19 protein-coding genes are annotated in these 15,980 nt (G+C 53.2%); 12 read left to right on the top strand and 7 right to left on the bottom strand.

The annotated features are described in order from the left end of the window. Positions 1-38 precede the first annotated feature (38 nt). From G491_RS0104375 to G491_RS0104340, 8 genes are all read left to right on the top strand, one after another. Positions 39-593: a hypothetical protein gene (locus G491_RS0104375; RefSeq protein WP_028313717.1), complete on the top strand. Its 555-nt coding sequence runs from the start codon at positions 39-41 to the stop codon at positions 591-593. Then, positions 571-723, top strand: a complete 153-nt coding sequence (locus tag G491_RS35300) for a hypothetical protein (RefSeq protein WP_157467969.1) — start codon at positions 571-573, stop codon at positions 721-723. The genes G491_RS0104375 and G491_RS35300 overlap by 23 nt, the downstream gene beginning before the upstream one ends. A gap of 90 nt (positions 724-813) precedes the next feature. Then, positions 814-1,776 carry a mitochondrial fission ELM1 family protein gene (locus G491_RS29390; RefSeq protein ID WP_051327027.1) on the top strand — a complete coding sequence of 321 codons (963 nt, stop codon included), beginning with the start codon at positions 814-816 and terminating at the stop codon, positions 1,774-1,776. Next, positions 1,752-2,900 carry a glycosyltransferase family 4 protein gene (locus G491_RS0104360; RefSeq protein ID WP_028313716.1) on the top strand — a complete coding sequence of 383 codons (1,149 nt, stop codon included), beginning with the start codon at positions 1,752-1,754 and terminating at the stop codon, positions 2,898-2,900. The genes G491_RS29390 and G491_RS0104360 overlap by 25 nt, the downstream gene beginning before the upstream one ends. Beyond that, on the top strand, positions 2,897-3,925 hold the full coding sequence (locus G491_RS0104355; RefSeq protein ID WP_028313715.1) for a glycosyltransferase family 9 protein: 1,029 nt from the start codon (positions 2,897-2,899) through the stop codon (positions 3,923-3,925). Before G491_RS0104360 ends, G491_RS0104355 begins: the two co-directional genes overlap by 4 nt. Before the next feature lie 15 nt (positions 3,926-3,940). Beyond that, complete coding sequence (locus G491_RS0104350) at positions 3,941-5,005, top strand: glycosyltransferase (protein ID WP_084511303.1); 1,065 nt, start codon at positions 3,941-3,943, stop codon at positions 5,003-5,005. An 8-nt stretch (positions 5,006-5,013) separates the two neighbouring features. Continuing rightward, positions 5,014-6,240: an O-antigen ligase family protein gene (locus G491_RS0104345; RefSeq protein WP_028313713.1), complete on the top strand. Its 1,227-nt coding sequence runs from the start codon at positions 5,014-5,016 to the stop codon at positions 6,238-6,240. Positions 6,241-6,275: 35 nt separating this feature from the next. Further along, the gene (locus tag G491_RS0104340) at positions 6,276-7,226 is read left to right on the top strand and encodes a lysophospholipid acyltransferase family protein (protein WP_028313712.1); all 951 of its coding nucleotides are present in this window, start codon (positions 6,276-6,278) and stop codon (positions 7,224-7,226) included. 78 nt (positions 7,227-7,304) lie between these two features. Here the strand turns inward: G491_RS0104340 and G491_RS0104335 are convergent, their stop codons facing one another. The 3 genes from G491_RS0104335 to G491_RS0104325 form a co-directional block, all read right to left on the bottom strand. Continuing rightward, on the bottom strand, positions 7,305-7,925 hold the full coding sequence (locus tag G491_RS0104335; RefSeq protein ID WP_028313711.1) for a hypothetical protein: 621 nt from the start codon (positions 7,923-7,925) through the stop codon (positions 7,305-7,307). Between the two features lie 24 nt (positions 7,926-7,949). Then, positions 7,950-8,168: a DUF2188 domain-containing protein gene (locus tag G491_RS0104330; RefSeq protein WP_028313710.1), complete on the bottom strand. Its 219-nt coding sequence runs from the start codon at positions 8,166-8,168 to the stop codon at positions 7,950-7,952. A gap of 138 nt (positions 8,169-8,306) precedes the next feature. Next, entirely contained in the window at positions 8,307-9,260 is a 954-nt protein-coding gene (locus tag G491_RS0104325) for a glycosyltransferase family 9 protein (RefSeq protein ID WP_028313709.1), read from the bottom strand. Between the two features lie 154 nt (positions 9,261-9,414). Between G491_RS0104325 and G491_RS34850 the strand changes: the two genes are divergently transcribed. The 3 genes from G491_RS34850 to G491_RS0104310 all read left to right on the top strand — a co-directional run bounded on the left by G491_RS34850 (position 9,415) and on the right by G491_RS0104310 (position 12,627). Further along, entirely contained in the window at positions 9,415-9,588 is a 174-nt protein-coding gene (locus tag G491_RS34850) for a Trm112 family protein (protein ID WP_084511301.1), read from the top strand. A gap of 8 nt (positions 9,589-9,596) precedes the next feature. After that, on the top strand, positions 9,597-10,148 hold the full coding sequence (locus G491_RS0104315) for a DUF4416 family protein (RefSeq protein ID WP_028313708.1): 552 nt from the start codon (positions 9,597-9,599) through the stop codon (positions 10,146-10,148). 349 nt (positions 10,149-10,497) lie between these two features. Then, positions 10,498-12,627, top strand: coding sequence for an acetate--CoA ligase family protein (locus G491_RS0104310; protein WP_028313707.1), 2,130 nt, complete (start codon positions 10,498-10,500; stop codon positions 12,625-12,627). Between the two features lie 53 nt (positions 12,628-12,680). Here G491_RS0104310 and G491_RS0104305 read toward each other — a convergent pair whose 3' ends face one another. The 4 genes from G491_RS0104305 to G491_RS0104290 all read right to left on the bottom strand — a co-directional run bounded on the left by G491_RS0104305 (position 12,681) and on the right by G491_RS0104290 (position 14,689). After that, positions 12,681-13,076 (bottom strand): tetratricopeptide repeat protein, encoded by a 396-nt coding sequence (locus G491_RS0104305; RefSeq protein ID WP_012609516.1) that lies wholly within the window; start codon positions 13,074-13,076, stop codon positions 12,681-12,683. A 61-nt stretch (positions 13,077-13,137) separates the two neighbouring features. After that, entirely contained in the window at positions 13,138-13,680 is a 543-nt protein-coding gene (locus G491_RS0104300; RefSeq protein ID WP_012609517.1) for a hypothetical protein, read from the bottom strand. 38 nt (positions 13,681-13,718) lie between these two features. Further along, a complete protein-coding gene (locus tag G491_RS0104295; RefSeq protein ID WP_012609518.1) occupies positions 13,719-14,213 on the bottom strand; it encodes a tetratricopeptide repeat protein in 495 nt (164 codons plus the stop codon). Continuing rightward, the gene (locus G491_RS0104290; protein WP_028313705.1) at positions 14,210-14,689 is read right to left on the bottom strand and encodes a zinc ribbon domain-containing protein; all 480 of its coding nucleotides are present in this window, start codon (positions 14,687-14,689) and stop codon (positions 14,210-14,212) included. The genes G491_RS0104295 and G491_RS0104290 overlap by 4 nt, the downstream gene beginning before the upstream one ends. A gap of 821 nt (positions 14,690-15,510) precedes the next feature. On the opposite strand from G491_RS0104290, the gene G491_RS29385 reads away from it, so the two are divergent. Then, positions 15,511-15,980: POTRA domain-containing protein (locus G491_RS29385; RefSeq protein WP_035217764.1), on the top strand; the 470-nt coding region annotated here is incomplete at its 3' end.

Below are 15,980 nucleotides of genomic sequence, written 5' to 3'. Positions count from 1 at the left end.
AGACGCCGGATCGAAAAAATATCGCGAAAGGACTTGATATGAGAACTTCCCGGAGGCTTTTCCAAATCGTATTGTTCGTGTCCCTGTTCGTTGCCTCGCAGGCGCTGGCCGGACAGCCCGCCCTGCCTTTCAAGATCAATAAAAGCCTGTCCATGGCCAAAACGCCCTTGTCCCTTGAAATTCTATCCTTCACCGCCAAAGACCAGGACGGGCAGTGGTACTGGTACCTGACCTTTCAAAACACGGACCCCAATCGCTCTTTGACAAGAGGCAGGATGGAAATCCGGGTTTATCAGATAGGACTTCCGGCGCACACGCAATACCAAACCAGCGTCATTCCCTTTGAAAGCAATCTGGGCTCGGGCAGGTCCCACAGTGTGAGCATTCGCTTCAATAAACGCCGGGACGCAACAAGTCTTCGTCTGGTCTTGTTTGACCTGGAGAACAACCGGGAAGTCGTTACCCAAAAAATTCCCCTTGAGGACAACATGGGCGTCTCGCTGCAGCAAACCCTTCCCCAGGCAGTCCAGCGAGGTGCGGTGCGAGATAATCCACAAAATAGACGACTATTTGAACCAGGCAACAATAAATGAGTTTATTAACCTCAACTGGCAGGTGGAAACCGAGCTGGTCATGGACGGGGACGAAAAATGCGTGATCGAAGGGGTGCTGGATCGGGACGTTGCATCTTTGCTGCCTTATTACCGCAAGGAAAGGGATTAACCTTTTTCCGCGCTGTTGATGAATCAACCGGGTAATGGTATGGAAGCCCGAGAATCAACCGCCTTTGATTGTAAAAGGCAGGGAACTTGTATGCATAAATTGCGCATAACGGCTTTTTTGGACGACCGCCCCGGACATCTTAAACAGACCCGGGGCATCCTGGAAGCCTTGGATACTATAGCGGACATTATGGTCACGGAAGTGAACGTCCCCATTCCCGGCATTCCTTCACAGGCCGGACAATGGGCGTCATGGTTTGCGGGCCGCTCCCGCATTCCCGATGGATGCCGGTCCTCCGTGTATCCGCCGGATTTGATAATCGGGACGGGAACACACACCCACCTGCCCATGCTGCAATACAAACGGGCCTGTCAGGCGCCGGCGGCCACATGCATGACTCCAAGCTCTTTGTTGGTCAAGCATTTTGACCTGTGCTTCGTCCCGGCCCATGATAACCCGAGCGACAAGCCCAACCTCTTTGAAACTTTAGGGCCGCCCAACACGGCCAGGGACTTGGGCGGGCATGAGCCTGACAAGGGCTTGCTGGCAATCGGAGGCGTGGACGAAAAAAATCATGTGTGGAATTCGGATGACGTCCTTGCCAAGTCAATGGAAATAATAAAAGCCTCTCCGGACATTCACTGGACCGTCACTTCGTCCTTCCGAACGCCGGAGGATATGCTGGCAAAGCTCCTGCAAATGCAGGACGTCATGCCCAACTGCACCTTTTTCAATGCCCGTGATACAGGTCCGGGCTGGATAGAAGAACAGTACAATCAGGCGGATATGTGCTGGGTGACGGCCGACAGCGTATCCATGACCTACGAAGCCCTGAGCGCCGGCTGCAAGGTCGGCGTGATTCCGGTTACATGGAAGAACCCCTCGGGGAAGATCGCCCGGGGTCTGGACAGGCTGTACAAGGAAAAATGGGTATTATCCTTTGACGATTTTTTTCATGACAAACAAACCTGGGAAAAGCGCCGGGCGTTGGACGAAGCCGGCCGTGCCGCCAGGGAGATATTAAAGCGATGGCGTCCGGATCTCTTACTATAGTACAAATGCTTCCCGAACTGGAAGCCGGAGGGGTGGAGCGCGGAACCCTGGAAACGGGCGCTTATCTGGTCAGCCAGGGGCATCGGTCCATTGTGATTTCCGGCGGCGGCCGCCTTGTCCCCCAACTTGTGGAGGCCGGGACCGAGCATGTTGAGATGCGGGTGGGGGATAAAAATCCCTCCCTGTTGAAATATCTCGCGCCCGTGCGGTCCCTTTTGCTCAAAGAAAACGTGGATGTGCTGCACCTGCGGTCCCGCGTGCCCGCCTGGGTGGGGTATCTTGCGGCTAAATCCATACCCAAAGCCAAACGTCCGGCTATTATCACCACGTTTCACGGATTTTACTCCGTACATTTTTTCTCCGGGATAATGGCTCGGGGCGAGCGGGTTATCGCCATATCCAATTTCATCGCCGATCATATCAAAGAGAATTACGGGGCCGATCCTTCCAAGATTCGCGTGATTCATCGAGGATTCGACCCGGATTATTTCAATCCGGAGGCGGTCTCCCAGGATAGAGCGGAGGCTTTGAAAAAGGCCTGGGGCTTGGATAAAACAAATGCTCCGATAATTATGCTTCCCGCCCGGATTACGGGCTGGAAAGGGCATAAGCTGTTTATCGAAGCCCTGTCCCTGGTCAAGGACCAGGATTTTATCGCGGTCTGCGTCGGGGACGTGGAGGACAATCCCGACTATTCCAAAACGCTGTCTGATTTGGTTAAAAAATGCGGCCTGGAAGGCAAGGTGCTTTTTCCCGGCCATTGCAGCGACATGCCTGCCGCCTTGATGAACGCCGACATAGCGGTTTCCGCGTCCCTGGAGCCGGAAGCCTTCGGCCGGGTGGCTGTGGAAGCCCAGGCCATGGGCCTGCCCGTCATTGCCACGGCCCACGGCGGCAGCCTGGAGACGGTCCTGCCCGGCGAGACCGGTTGGCTGGTGAGCCATGAAAGCCCGGAGCAAATGGCCCAGGCCCTGCGAGAGGCCCTGGCGAACTCTGAACTGCGGGTGGGAATGGGCGCCCGGGCTAAATCCTGGGTGTGGGAGAACTTTACCGCAACCAAAATGTGCAGCCGGACTTTGGACGTGTATCACGAATTGCTTGAGGAAAAGGGCAGGGGCCTATGAGACGGATTTTGGTCATAAAAATGACCGCTTTGGGAGACGTCGTAGCGGCCCTTCCCCATATGGAGCAAATCTGCCGGACCTACGCAGGCGGCGAAATCTGGCTGCTTACCAGCCCGGAGGCCAAGGGCCTTTTTCTGCATCATCCCTTTTTTCGGGTGAAGACCATCAATCGGGACTCCTTTTTCGGGAAAGAGGGCGTGCTGCCCACCATTCAATGGGTGCGGTCCATGGAGTTCGACCGGATTTTCGACCTCCAGGGCAACAAAGTGAGCCATCGGATTTGCAAATGGTCCAAGTGCCCGGAACGCATCGGCACCCAGCCCAACCCGGCCTACACCAAAAGCGCGCCCGGCAAGTGGGTGCGGACCATCAAGCAAAATGTATCCCAAAGGCTGAATATGACCCTGGAGGCCGGGGGGATTCCTCCCGCGACCCAGCCAGGGCCTTTGTACACCAGCGCGGAGGACATTCAGGCCGCAGAGCGGTTTATGTCCTTGCACGAATTGGAGGAGAAGCGCTTTGCCGTGGTTCACGCAGGCAGCAGCCCGGAATGGCTTTCCAAACGTTGGCCCAGGGAGAACTTCGCTCAGCTTGTGGAAATGTTTGAGCTTTTCGGCATTCCCTGCGTGGTTACCGGATCGCACGTAGAGCAGGACCTTAACCGGTACATTACGGAAAACGCGGGAGTGAACGCCACCGGCGTGTTGAGTCTGCGCCAGCTTTACATCCTGGCCAGGGAGGCTTTGTTCGCCGTCAGCAACGATTCCGCGCCCATGCACCTTTTTTCCCAGGCGGGAATACCTGTGTTTGCATTTTTCGGCCCCACGAACTATCGTTGGAGCCACGGCTTCGGACAGATCGCCAATGTCATCAAATCGGACCTGGAATGCAGCCAGTGCTTCAAGCCCGAATGTCCGCCCGGCAAGAAACACGCCTGCATGAGGTCGTTGACGCCGGAGCTCGTGCTTGGCAAAATCATAGAAAGACTAGGGGAAAGCGGCAAAATCGTCAAAAACGGCGAATAGCCCGCAAACTGGAATATGCCGACTGTATTGTGGTGGGGAAGAGGGGACAAAAACTATTCGCGCAACCGGACCATCGCCCGGCTGTTCGGGGAATTAGGCTGGGGCTGCGAGTACTTCTATCCTGCCGTGGGCAGCGAATTGGGCTTGATCCAGGCCTATTTCGCCAAATTGAAAAAGCCCGACCTCATCTGGCTTCCCTGCTTTCGCCAGCGCGACATGGCTTCGGCCATCCATTTTGGGAAAAAATGGAACGTCCCGGTTGTCAGCGATCCCCTGACCTCCTCATACCAGAAGCAGGTTTACGAACGAGGCAAGTTTTCTCCGGATTCCCGGCGCGCCCAGCGCCTTTTGAAATGGGAGGCGGGGCTGTTCAAACAGGCGGACCTGATTGTTCTCGAAAATTCGGCCTACGCGGATTTTGTGCGGGACGAAATGGGCGTGCCTGAAGAAAAATTGGGAGTGCTATACAACGGGGCCTATACAAAATTCTTCACGCCTCAACCGTCTCCTCAGCCAGGCCCTCCCTTTGAAGTTGGGTTTGTGGGCAGCTTTCAGCCGTCCATGGGCACGGACGTGATCGTGAAGGCGGCCCGTTTGTGCCAGGATCTTCCCGTCAAATGGACCCTGATCGGAGAGGGGGATGACAAGCCCGAAGCCGAACAATTGGCCAAAGGCCTAAATAATATTGAATTTACCGGCTGGGTGAAGTATGAAACCCTACCGGAACGCATGGGAAACATGCATATACTTCTGGGAATTTTCGGCGTCACCCGAAAAACCGACTTTGTGATTCCCAACAAGATTTTCGAAGCCATGGCCGTGGCCAGGCCGCTGATAACGCAGCAGGCCGCCGCTTACGCAGACAATCTTGGACAAAGCCCGGTGGTCGGTTGGGTCGAAAGGGGGAACGAACGGGCCCTGGCGGACAAGGTGCGGGAGTGGATCGCCGAACCTCAGGATTTGCCGGAGCGGGGCCTTAAAACCCGGGAGTTGTTCGACCGGTATTTTGGGGATGATAAAATGCGCGATATGCTCAGGATTATTCTGGATCGCGTATTGCCGGGGGGGACCAAAAAATAGGATCAGGTTTGGATGCTTTGAGAGAAAAATTCGAAAACGGGTGCGATCTCTTCTGCCTGTGGGCCGGCGCCCTCGTTCCCGTGGGAATAGTCATCGGCAACGTGGGCTTTGAGGCCTTTGTCGCCTTGGCCGGCGTCGCCTGGATTCTTCGCTCCATTGTCGCCAGGGACAAAACCATGGAGAGGGTTGCTGACAATCCTCTCACCGCGCCGTGGATGTTTTGGTTCGGCGCCATCCTCATCAGCCTCATGGTCAACGGAGCCGGCTCCAAAGGCATAATGCACGACATCGCTTTTGTCCGCTTCTTCCTGTTCGGCCTGGCTATGCTGGATGTATCCAATCGAAGGCCTGTAGGGCCTTACCTCATTGCGGGGCTTGCCGCAGGAGTTCTCTTCGCTGCGTTCAACACCATCCTTGCCTACACCATCGGCGTGGACATGTTCGCCCGCTCCCTGGAACGCTACACCGGCAAGCTCAAGGAAGCCGCCCGCTACTCCGGCTTATGCGCCTATGCGTGCGTGTTTTTCGCCGGATGGGCTTTGGGCGATAAAAATATTCTGCAAAACAAAAAACGCGCGGCGATTCTTCTGCTCATCGCAGCCATCGCCTTTGGCCAGATTGTCCAGACCCAGGTGAGAACCGTGGTCCTGGCCGCGCTGGCGGGATGCGTGTTCATCGTATTTTACGGGCAGGGCCGGAAGTTCGGCTTTAAAAAAGTCGGACTGATCGCCGCCGGCATATTCTCCCTGCTGGGGGTCGCCTTTTACCTGGGCGAGTGGTGGAACATGGAAAGCATGTACGACCGCTGGGTCATCTGGCAGGTGGCCGTGGAAATCTGGAAGGAGCATCCGGTCGTTGGAGCGGGCGTCGGCTCGTTCCAGGACGCCTTCGCCAGGATTTCAGCCTCGGGTCTGGTTCCCCCCTGGGAAGCGCCGGACGGCCGCGTTTATTTTAACGTGGAGCAAACCCACGCCCACAACCTGTTTTTGATGATCGGCGCCTGCACCGGGATTTTGGGGCTGGCGGCGTTCGGGTGGCTTATGTGCCGCGCCTGCCGGCTGATTTACGCCAATCCCAAAGGTTGGAGAAACGGCCTGCCAGCCTGGCCCATCGTGCTGCTGGTAATCGGGCTTACAGGCTTCAACATTTACCATAGCTGGTACCACGCCCTGTTCGCATTCTTTTTGGTTCTGTCTGGCGCCAAGGAATGCCCAAACAATAAAAACGCTTCATAAGAGCCGAAATCCGGCCTTTGATAATAGAGAACATTATGAAAGAACGCGAGTTCCATCCCGCCATAGACAACCTGATTTACACCCTGATCAAGATTATAGTACGCTTCCTGGCCCTCATGCCCCGGCCGTGGATCAAGCCCGTCTCCCGGGCTTTGGGGCGGCTGTGGTTCAAACTGGATAAACGCCATCGCGACATCGCCATGGACAACCTGACCCACGCCTACGGCAAGGAGAAATCAACCGAGGAAATCCGTCAGATCGGCCAGGATACTTTCATTCATCTGGCAAGCGTTATGCTGGAACTTCCCCATCTGTTCAAGTTGGATTCCACGAATCTCAAGAGCTTCGTCCGGTTTTCCGGGCTGAACCATGTATACAAAGCCCTGCGCCAGGACAAAAGCCTTGTGTTCCTGACGGCCCATTACGGCAACTGGGAGTTGATGGCCATATCAGCGGCCCAAAGGGTTGGAATTCCCATTCATGTGATGGTCAGGCCCCTGGATTTGGCCCCGGCTGACAGGGTTTTGACGGAAATGCGGTCTCATACCGGCAACGTGGTGCTTGACAAGGATAAAAGCGCGAACGCCGTGGCCGGATTGTTGAAAAACAAACAGGCGGTGGGCATTCTGCTGGATCAGAACGCCTCCTGGTACGAAGGCGTGTACGTGCCTTTTTACGACAGGATTTGCTGCACCAACAAAGGGTTGGCTATCTTCGCCATACGCCACGGAGCCACAGTCATCCCGGCTTTTTCCCGCAAACAGCCCGACGGCCTGTACGATGTGGAGTTCCTTCCGGCCCTGACCCTCATCAGGACCGGCAACATCGGCAAGGACGTGGAAGCCAACACCGCCATGTTCAACAAGGTCATGGAAGACGCCATCCGAAAAGATCCCACCCAGTGGCTGTGGGTGCACCGCCGTTGGCGCATCAAGGACATCCCCGAACGCGCCCGTAAAAAAATGGGCGGCTTGCCGGAGTTGTAGGGTGTTGAGATCCAGGTAGCGCCTTAAATTAGGGAGTTCGTATCAAGTCAGATTATACTCTTGCTGCAGCGAGTATTTCTAATGCGAGACGCCAAACCATTCGTTAATATAATGTATTATTTCTATTATTTGAACTTCATCTATCGTCGTGTGTCCATCCTTTTCGACTACCTGATCATACAAATAGGCTTGAAAGTCATTATACTCATCCCAAACCCTTTTGCCACTATCTCCCCTTTTCAACTCCTCGGTGATAAACCAATCTCTGACTGCAAAAACAACTTTAGATACTTCATCATTATGGCTTTTAATATCTGAGCCGGATAAATCTGATATGGCTTTTTGAAAGCGGTATCTTTCCTTTTCTAAAATTAAAATCTTTTTTCCAGACCAGATGCCTTCTTTTAATCTTTTGCATCCATAGTCAATGCCCAACTCAAAAGGCATATTCATCCGGAAATACTCATTTTCTTGGGAAGACAATATTCTTGATAAATCGTGAATTCCAAATTTTGAATCATTGATTAGTTTTAAAATCTTGCTAATTCTCGTCTCACCGGAATCAGCGCTTTCCAAAGCCAATCTTGGTTTAAACTCGAAGTAAACTACAGTAAAAATTATCCCTATTAGTAATAGCCTAAAATCATTGTCAAAAGGGCAGTTGATAAACACATTTTTGTTGAATTCGCTATTCTCCATATTATCCATCTGCTCAGTGGATTTTTATTTTTCGGCGTCCATTATATAACTATCCTTTTCTAATACTTTTCCATCTACTCCATGTATATATAGTTCCGATTTTTGGTTCTTTGCTATCGCGCGTCCACGCTCGATTGCCTCCTTTTTATTGAGGTAAACCTTGGTAACTCTAGATGAACCACTGCGTTTAACAGCCCATCCACCACTAGGATTTTTCACTATATGTTGCGATTTACTAGTCATAAAAAAATCCTTTCGAACTAAGGAATTTAAAACATTCGCGAATTTTCATTCACCCATACCTATCCTTAATTAAAGTATATACATTTTGGGTGTCATTTCAAGACTTTTTTACTTTACGGAAAAAGAGAGCGTTTAGGCTCACTCCAAAAAATTCAGGCAGGCCAGTTCCACGCCGCCGGGGGCGATGCGGTTGATGTCTTCGCGGTCCCGGAACCAGGCGGTTCGGGGCGCTTGGGGCCCTACGTTGTCCGGATCTCCCGTGGAGTAAAGGGTGATTACCGACACCCCAAGAGCCGCAGCCAGATGCCCCGGACCGGTGTCGTTGGAAACCATGAGGCTGGCTTCTCCGCAGGCTTTGGCCAGATCCTCCATGCTCTCCGGCATGGCAAGCTCCCATCCGAATTCCCCGGCCGCCCCTTTGGCTGCATCCAGAATATGGGTTTCCTGGGGGCCTAAAAGCAGGCGGATGGCGTATCCCTTTTGGGACAGGCTTTTCCCCAGAGCGATGAAATTCTTCTCGCTCCATCTGCGGGATTTCGTGGACGCCCCCATGTTCAAACAGACAAGGCCCTTTTTTTGCTCCAGCCCCGGGATTTCCAGCCTAGGCCCGTCAAAGTGGACGGGGGCCGGCAGGCCCAATCCCTGGGCCGCCGCTTTGACGAAAAATTCGCTGCGATGATCCGTTCCCCAGTCTGCGTCGATGTTTTGGGTGTAAATCCATTTACGCGGGCCGGATTTTTTGATACGTCCTACCCGAATCGGCGCGCCCGAAAGCCAGGCCAGAACGGCGGTTTCTCCAAAGCCCTGCAGGTCAAAGGCGATATCCGGCTTGTCTTTCCTCAATTGGGAGATTATGCTGGCTGCACCGCCCAGAGCGCCGCTGATGCGGCCGGGCTTGGCGAAACCCCGTCTGTCCAGGGGGGCCACGTGGTCCACCAGCCCGGACATGAGCGGAATGGCCATGAACGGGACGTCGGTCAGATAGGTGATGCGGCAGTCAGGCTGCTTTTCCTTGAGAAAGGCGAGGGCCGGCAGGCTCATGACGATGTCGCCCATGCCGGACCAGCGGATTATGAAGTAATGAGGGGCCATATCAAGTCCTTTGGGGGTTATTTTGGAGCGGCGTTTTGTCCGCTGCTTTTTTCATCCTGGAGGCGCCTTATACAACAAAACCAGGCAAATTGCATAGGATTATAGCCCATTAATTCCGGGAAGCGGCCCGGAAGTCAATATTCAGGAGGCGAACATGCCCGTTAAAAAAGATTTTCTGGAAATTTTAGCCTGTCCCAAGTGTAAGGGCAAACTAGAACTTAATGAGCAGGAAAACGGCCTGATTTGCAGGCCCTGCAAGCTGGTCTATGAAATCCGGGACGAAATCCCCATCATGCTGATCAGCGAGGCCAAAGCCCTGGAGGAATAGGACGCGCCGTGAGCAAACCCACTCTCCCAAGCCGGGCCAAGCTGGTCATCGGCATTTTTACTGCGGATAAGTCCCTGGCCGATCCTATCCTCAAGGAATTGACCGACCGGTTCGGCCCGGTGGACATGATGAGCCCATGGTTTTCCTTTCATCACACCGGCTATTACGAGCCGGAAATGGGCGGACCGCTATATCGCCGCATGTTCGCCTTCGCGGAGCTTATCGCCCAGGATGACCTGCCTGAAATCAAGCTGGCGACCAACAAGATAGAAGCGGCTTTCGCCGAAAACGACTCCAGAAAGGTGAACATCGACCCCGGCTATTTGGTCATGGAGCGATTCATCCTGGCCACGGGCAAGAACTTCACCCACAGGGTTTACCTTGCCTGGGGCATTTACGCGGACCTCACCCTCATCTACACCAAAGGGGACTTTCAAAACCTCCCCTGGACCTACCCGGACTACGCCGAGCCTGAAATGCACGATTTTCTTAAAACCGTCCGAAAAAAATACGCCGCCTGCCTGAAAGACCCCCTGCTTTGCAGCGCCGTCCAATCCTGATTTCCTGAAAAAAATTTTGCTGGCTTTAACGGCCTGCGGACCCTTCATGGACCGGCCCCCGTGCGGCCCCAAACCCCGTTTTGCCTCAATTTTCCACGAGGACGCCGGGGGACGGGTGCTGTGTAAAAATTTTTTATCATTCCTGATTTTTCGGAATTATGAAGAACACCAATTACTTGCTTTTTAAAAGTCTTATTTTGGACGATCGTCAAAATGTGACAGTGTTTTACAGGCTCTTGCGCCCTATGATACAAACCGAACGATCACTCGTTTGGTTGCGAACAAGCGGTTCGCCCAAGATTTGTTTCAGCAATCAGGTTCAGGGGGATTTTTAAAAGGAGGAGAATCGTTGAATACCAGTCGTAATCCGTTGCACACCATCATGGCGCCCAAGTCCGTGGCTATTGTGGGCGCCAGCGCCAATCCCATGAAAATGGGGTCCATGCAGTTTTTGAACATCTTGCATTGCGGGTTTCCCGGAACGGCGATTCCGGTGCATCCCAAGCACGAAGAAATTTTTGGAGTAAAGGCATATCCCTCCATTTCCAGTCTGCCCGACACGCCGGAGCTGGCTGTATTGGTGGTTCCCACGGGGCTTGTCATAAATATGCTGGACGAATTCGGTAAGCTGGGGACAAAGCACGCCATCATTATCAGCGCCGGTTTTAGGGAAATGGGCGCAGACGGAAAGGTTCTGGAAAAACAGCTTCTGGAAACCGCGGACAAGCATGGCATTCGGTTTCTGGGGCCCAATTGCATGGGGGTGTTCAACTCCCAATATCCGTTCAACGCCACCGTGACGCCTTTTCAGGACAAACCCGGGTTTTTGAGTATCGCGTCCCAGAGCGGCACCTATCTGGCCCAGACCCTGACCTATCTGAAATACAGGGGTGTGCGGCTCAACCAGGCCATGAGCGTGGGCAACGAAGCCAACATCAACATTGTGGATTGCCTGGAGTATCTGGGCGAAGATCCCAAGACCAAGGCCATCGGCCTGTATATCGAAGCTTTGTCCGATCCCGGCAGATTTTTGGAGGTCGCCAGGGAAGTCAGCCGGGTCAAGCCCATTGTGGCCCAGTATGTGGGCGGCAGCAAGGCGGGCGCCAAAAGCGGCCTGTCGCACACGGGCTCCATTGCAGGGCCGGACTTTTTGTACAACGGGCTCTTTGAACAGGCTGGAGTGATTCGAGTCCACAGCATCGAGGACGTGTACAAGGTTGGTCACGTCCTGGCCACTCAGCCCAGCATCAAGGGGAACCGGGTGGCGGTTTTGACCCACTCGGGCGGGCCTGGTTCGGGCATGTGCGATACGGCGGACCGGCAGGGTCTGGTGGTGGAGGAGCTTCCCGATGATGTGCAGGACAAAATCCGGGCTGTCATCCCGCCCACGGCGAGCCCCAAGAACCCTGTGGACCTGACCTTTATTGTGGATTCCAAGCCCTTGTCACAGATCATTCCCCAGATTCTTCTGGAATGCGATGAAGTGGACGGTTTGCTTATCCACGGGATCATGGATACGGGTTGGGCCAAGGTGACCGCCGGCACTCTGGGAAAGGCCTTGGGCGTCTCCGAAGAGGATATGGTCAAGCTGACAAAAAGCGATCTGACCAGCTTTTTGCAGCTTAAGGAAAAATACGGCAAGCCCGTTTTGGTCGGCTCTTTCATGGGGGACGAGGACAACGCCCGCAACGTGATGATGGACAACTTTATTCCTGTCTTTTCCTCCCCGGAAAAAGCCGCTTTTTCCATGGGCTGCTTGTACAAGCATCATCTGATCAAGACCCGTCCCTATTCCAAGGCGGAAAAGCCCCAGGGCTTGGGAAAAAATACGGCTTCCATTCTGGCCCAGGCCAAAGGCCCCCTGGACGAGTTCCAGGCCAAGCGAATTCTGGCGGATTACGGCATACCCGTCAGCCCGGAAAGCCTGGCCTCCAGCCGGGATGATGCCGTCCAGGCCGCGGAATCCCTCGGGTATCCCGTGGTGATCAAGGCCTGCTCCCCGGATATTCTTCATAAAACGGAAAAGGGGCTGGTCAAGCTGAATCTGGGCAATCCCCAGGAAGCGGCGGAGGCTTACGACGCCATCCAGGAAGGGGCTCCGGGAGTTCCGGTAATCGTGGGAAAAATGCTGCCCGTACAAAGGGAGTTCATGGCCGGGATAACCCGTTTTGAGGGCTATCCCCCCTGCGTTCTGTTCGGCATGGGCGGCGTGTTGGCGGAGGCTTTGAAGGACTTCTCCCTGCGCTTGGCCCCCATGACCCAGGCGGAAGCATTGGCTATGATCGACTCCTTGAAGTCCAGCGTCTTGCTGGACGATTTCAGGAATATGGGCGCCGTGGATCGCGAGGCTTTGGCTTCCATGCTAGTGAATTTGGGCTATCTGGCCATGGATTTTCCTGAAATCAAGGAAATCGACCTCAATCCCATTCTGATCATGGACGGCAAGCCTGTGGCGGCCGATGCATTAATTGTCTTGTAGTTTGCGTTCCGGCGGCTTCCCTTTTGGGGAGCCGCCGGATTATGGATGGTCTGTTAAGCCGTGGTTTTTTCGTGGAATTTGGAAAGGATCTGCTGGGCCCGGACCTTGTACATCTGGGCCAGGTTCATGTAGACCACGGCCACTTCCCGGTGCTCTTCCCCAAAAATTCGTATACGCATGGCCAGGGCTTCCCGGAAGCATTCCTCAGCAAGGGAGAAGTCCGAGTTCAACAGCAGGGCCATGCCCACGTTGTTATAGGTCGTGGCCTTTTCCGGCGCGTCTTTGGGAAATTTTCTGTCCACAAAATCCACCAGTTTCTGGCCGACGTCCAGGGCCTCTTCCGCCTTGCGGTTTTTGATCAAATCCACAAGCTCCTGGTTGGATTCTTTCCAGACCATGGATTTGTCCGCTTTGGGGGCTCCAAATTTTTCCTTGAATTTTTTAAACAAAGGGAATTCCTCGCCGTTTATAACATGTTCGGTTGTTCGGCCTAACCCGTTTCAGCGCGGGCTAAATCCGACGCTTCATATAGTTCAGGGTCTTTTTCATGGCAATAAGCAAATCCTTCCTGCGCTGGAACTCGTACCATTTGCAGCGCGCCATGGCGAGGAGGATTTTATCCATGCGGACAATCGCCTTTTCCATGGCGGCCGGAGCGCTCACGGGAACGGGCAGATTGGCCGTTTCGGAAGTCGGAGCGGCAGGGGCCTGTTCCTGGGCGTGCAGCAGGCCTTCATGCTCTGCAAGCAACTGCTCATGCACTTTCAGGACTTTTAAATGCCGTTTCTTGAGTTTGGCGGCCGCGTTCAGCTTTCTTTGGATGACTTCCATGGATTCTTTGGAAATGACGACCCTTCCGTCCGCATATTCTTTAAAATCAATATGTTTTGGGTCCTGTTCCTGGTCAATCCGATAGGCTTCTTCCCAATTTTGATGTACGGTTACGGGAGTCACCATATTCAAAGGGGACTGGACCGGGCCTTCCGCTATTTCGGAGGAGGATTTTGAATCGGGGTCCGGCGGGTTTTCCAAAGGCTTGCCGTTTTCTGTCATAAAGGTTCTTTCACAATCTTCAAATGGCTTGAAAAAGACTATTTTTTTTGAGGCGCCTGGTTTTGGGAGCCGCCCAACTCATCCCTATGCTTCAGAAAAATCAGGTCGGCGCGCTCTCCGTATAACATGGAGAGGTTTTTAAACACAAAGCCGACTTGGATGCTGTCTGACCCGTATACCTGGGTTCCGATTTTCATGGCCGTCCAAAATAGGTTGTGGGCTTCCTGAAAATCCTTCAAATGCAAGTGAATGGCGCCCAGATTGTTGCACGTTTCAAACATTTCCTTGCCGTCGGTCAGTTTCAGTTCAGCCAGGTAACCCAGCAAGGGTTTGGATTCCTTCAGCGCCTCTTCAAATTTGTATTGTCCCATCAGGTCGCAGACCTTTTGATGGCCCGCCTGCCATTTTCTGAAAGTATCCGTCAGATAAACCGAGGAGCCTTTGCCGCTTTTGGCTTGGGCCGTCCCCATCCCGGAAATTAGACATAACAGAATCAGCACTGCTGTCGTCGCATTGGGAAAATGTCTTGTCACGACTTGGCTCCCATTTTTTTGGCCTCTAAGGTTTTAAGATATTTTTTCGTCTCGGACCGGGATATCAGATACACGATCCCGGCGCCAACAAGCATAAATGCGCTGATGGCAATGATCACCCATAAAAAGACCGCCTCGTTTCCTCGGGTCAACCCCCACATGCCTTTTTCCGAGTACTCGCGAATGGCGGAATAAACCGCGCATCCCAGAACCGTCAGGCCGAACAAGGCGGTAAACACGGCGCCCACCCGCCATTTGGTATGGTCGGACAATACCCGGTCGTGAATGGGGTCCGGCTCCTGTTCCTCTTCAGGAATTATGGGGACGTCCTCCTCTTCTTTGCCGGAGGAAACCAAAGCGAAGCCGGCGCCTCCCATCTCTATGGCCAGGGCTGCGCCGCAGTTTTTGCAGTAAGCGTTTTCTTCAAGGTCATTGACGTCAATGGGGGCCTGGCATCTTGGACAATCTATTTGCACTAGGCTGCCTTTCTTTGAAAAAATAGTTTCCGGCGGTGTGGTCCGCATCCGTATTGCAATAGCGCAAAACATCTATCACAGCACCTCCCGAATCGTCAACAAGCCGCTATCAGAGGTTCTGGGACAGTTTAATTCTGTTAAACGTAAATATTTAAATATTCAAGGGCTTTGGCGCCCAAATCTTTAATTTTAACTTGACCTTTTTCGGGCATTGAAGTACAGAAGCGCACAAGTAACTGAGATATTCTCCACTAAAGGAAATGGACTGCACTATTTTTCTGCTATGATCAATGTGTTAAATATGTGAATATGTTCCGGTCTTATACAGTTCTTATAAGCGACTATATATGAATTGGATCACATTTAATATGTGATCCAATTCATATCTATGTTTCGCTTTTACTTATATACTAGTTGTATATTTTTTCGCAAAAAAGCACAGAGCACCACCAATAGCCGCATTTTCGCTTTATAAGGAGAAATGCGTCGTATTGCGCTTTTTACAGCTAAAGTTATTGCGGAAGCTGCTTTTTTTGAGTCTGTCGGCTGAAAGTGCTGAACTGTATGCGAGTCCCACGTAATCCCATCCCTCTGCAAGACGGCGTCTCGTTGTTTTGCATCCTTGAGGGGCAAACGCCCCAGATCACCCCTGCGCCCATTATTTTTAATCGGGCGTCTTTTTTCACTCCTATTGCCGCTCGTATTCTTAACAGTTTGTTCTTTTTAGTCATTTTCCAGTTTTTGGTGGATTTTGAAACAGCGCCCGTAGTTTTGCTTATGCTTTATATTTATTGCAGATCGTCTATACAGAGGAGGCCGCGGTGAGGAAGACTGTGAAGCACACCATCATTTTGGGGCAGGTTATATTGTGGCTGGCAATGGCCGCGGTAACCTGGGCTGGACAAGAGCCCGAAGAATCCGTTGTGCCGGATAGCGGCATGCCCGGTGCAGTGGAGAGATCGCTCAAAGAGCGGGAAATCCCCGCTCATTCCCGGCTGCCCGAGATCAGCGTTCAGGACGAACAGAGCGCGGTGTTCAAGGGCGGGGAAGGTGTGACGTTCCGTTTATCCAAGATCTGTTTTGAGGGTCAGCGGGTTTTCGCGGACCAGGATCTCCAGGAGGTGGTGGCGCCGTACGTGGGCCAGACCATGGAGGTGAGCGCCCTCAAGGAAGTGACGGACGAGGTGACCCGGTTCTACAAAGAGAACGGGTACTTCCTGTCCCGGGCCTATGTGCCGCCCCAGTGCATCAAGGAAGGGGAGGTGCTGATCAAGGTTCGCGAGGGCCGCTT

This window comes from Desulfatibacillum aliphaticivorans DSM 15576 (genome assembly GCF_000429905.1).
Taxonomy (GTDB): domain Bacteria; phylum Desulfobacterota; class Desulfobacteria; order Desulfobacterales; family Desulfatibacillaceae; genus Desulfatibacillum; species Desulfatibacillum aliphaticivorans.
The sequence above is the reverse complement of the archived record's forward strand: the minus strand, read 5'-3'. Positions and strand labels throughout refer to the sequence as shown.

What these genes read in the sequence shown, in the direction of transcription:
- G491_RS0104340 (WP_028313712.1), top strand. Translation starts at nt 6,276, where the DNA reads ATGAAAGAACGCGAGTTCCATCCCGCCATAGACAACCTGATTTACACC.
- G491_RS0104375 (WP_028313717.1), top strand. Translation starts at nt 39, where the DNA reads ATGAGAACTTCCCGGAGGCTTTTCCAAATCGTATTGTTCGTGTCCCTG.
- G491_RS0104350 (WP_084511303.1), top strand. Translation starts at nt 3,941, where the DNA reads ATGCCGACTGTATTGTGGTGGGGAAGAGGGGACAAAAACTATTCGCGC.
- G491_RS0104300 (WP_012609517.1), bottom strand. Translation starts at nt 13,680, where the DNA reads ATGACAGAAAACGGCAAGCCTTTGGAAAACCCGCCGGACCCCGATTCA.
- G491_RS0104325 (WP_028313709.1), bottom strand. Translation starts at nt 9,260, where the DNA reads ATGGCCCCTCATTACTTCATAATCCGCTGGTCCGGCATGGGCGACATC.
- G491_RS0104360 (WP_028313716.1), top strand. Translation starts at nt 1,752, where the DNA reads ATGGCGTCCGGATCTCTTACTATAGTACAAATGCTTCCCGAACTGGAA.
- G491_RS29390 (WP_051327027.1), top strand. Translation starts at nt 814, where the DNA reads ATGCATAAATTGCGCATAACGGCTTTTTTGGACGACCGCCCCGGACAT.
- G491_RS0104355 (WP_028313715.1), top strand. Translation starts at nt 2,897, where the DNA reads ATGAGACGGATTTTGGTCATAAAAATGACCGCTTTGGGAGACGTCGTA.
- G491_RS0104335 (WP_028313711.1), bottom strand. Translation starts at nt 7,925, where the DNA reads ATGGAGAATAGCGAATTCAACAAAAATGTGTTTATCAACTGCCCTTTT.
- G491_RS34850 (WP_084511301.1), top strand. Translation starts at nt 9,415, where the DNA reads ATGCCCGTTAAAAAAGATTTTCTGGAAATTTTAGCCTGTCCCAAGTGT.
- G491_RS0104330 (WP_028313710.1), bottom strand. Translation starts at nt 8,168, where the DNA reads ATGACTAGTAAATCGCAACATATAGTGAAAAATCCTAGTGGTGGATGG.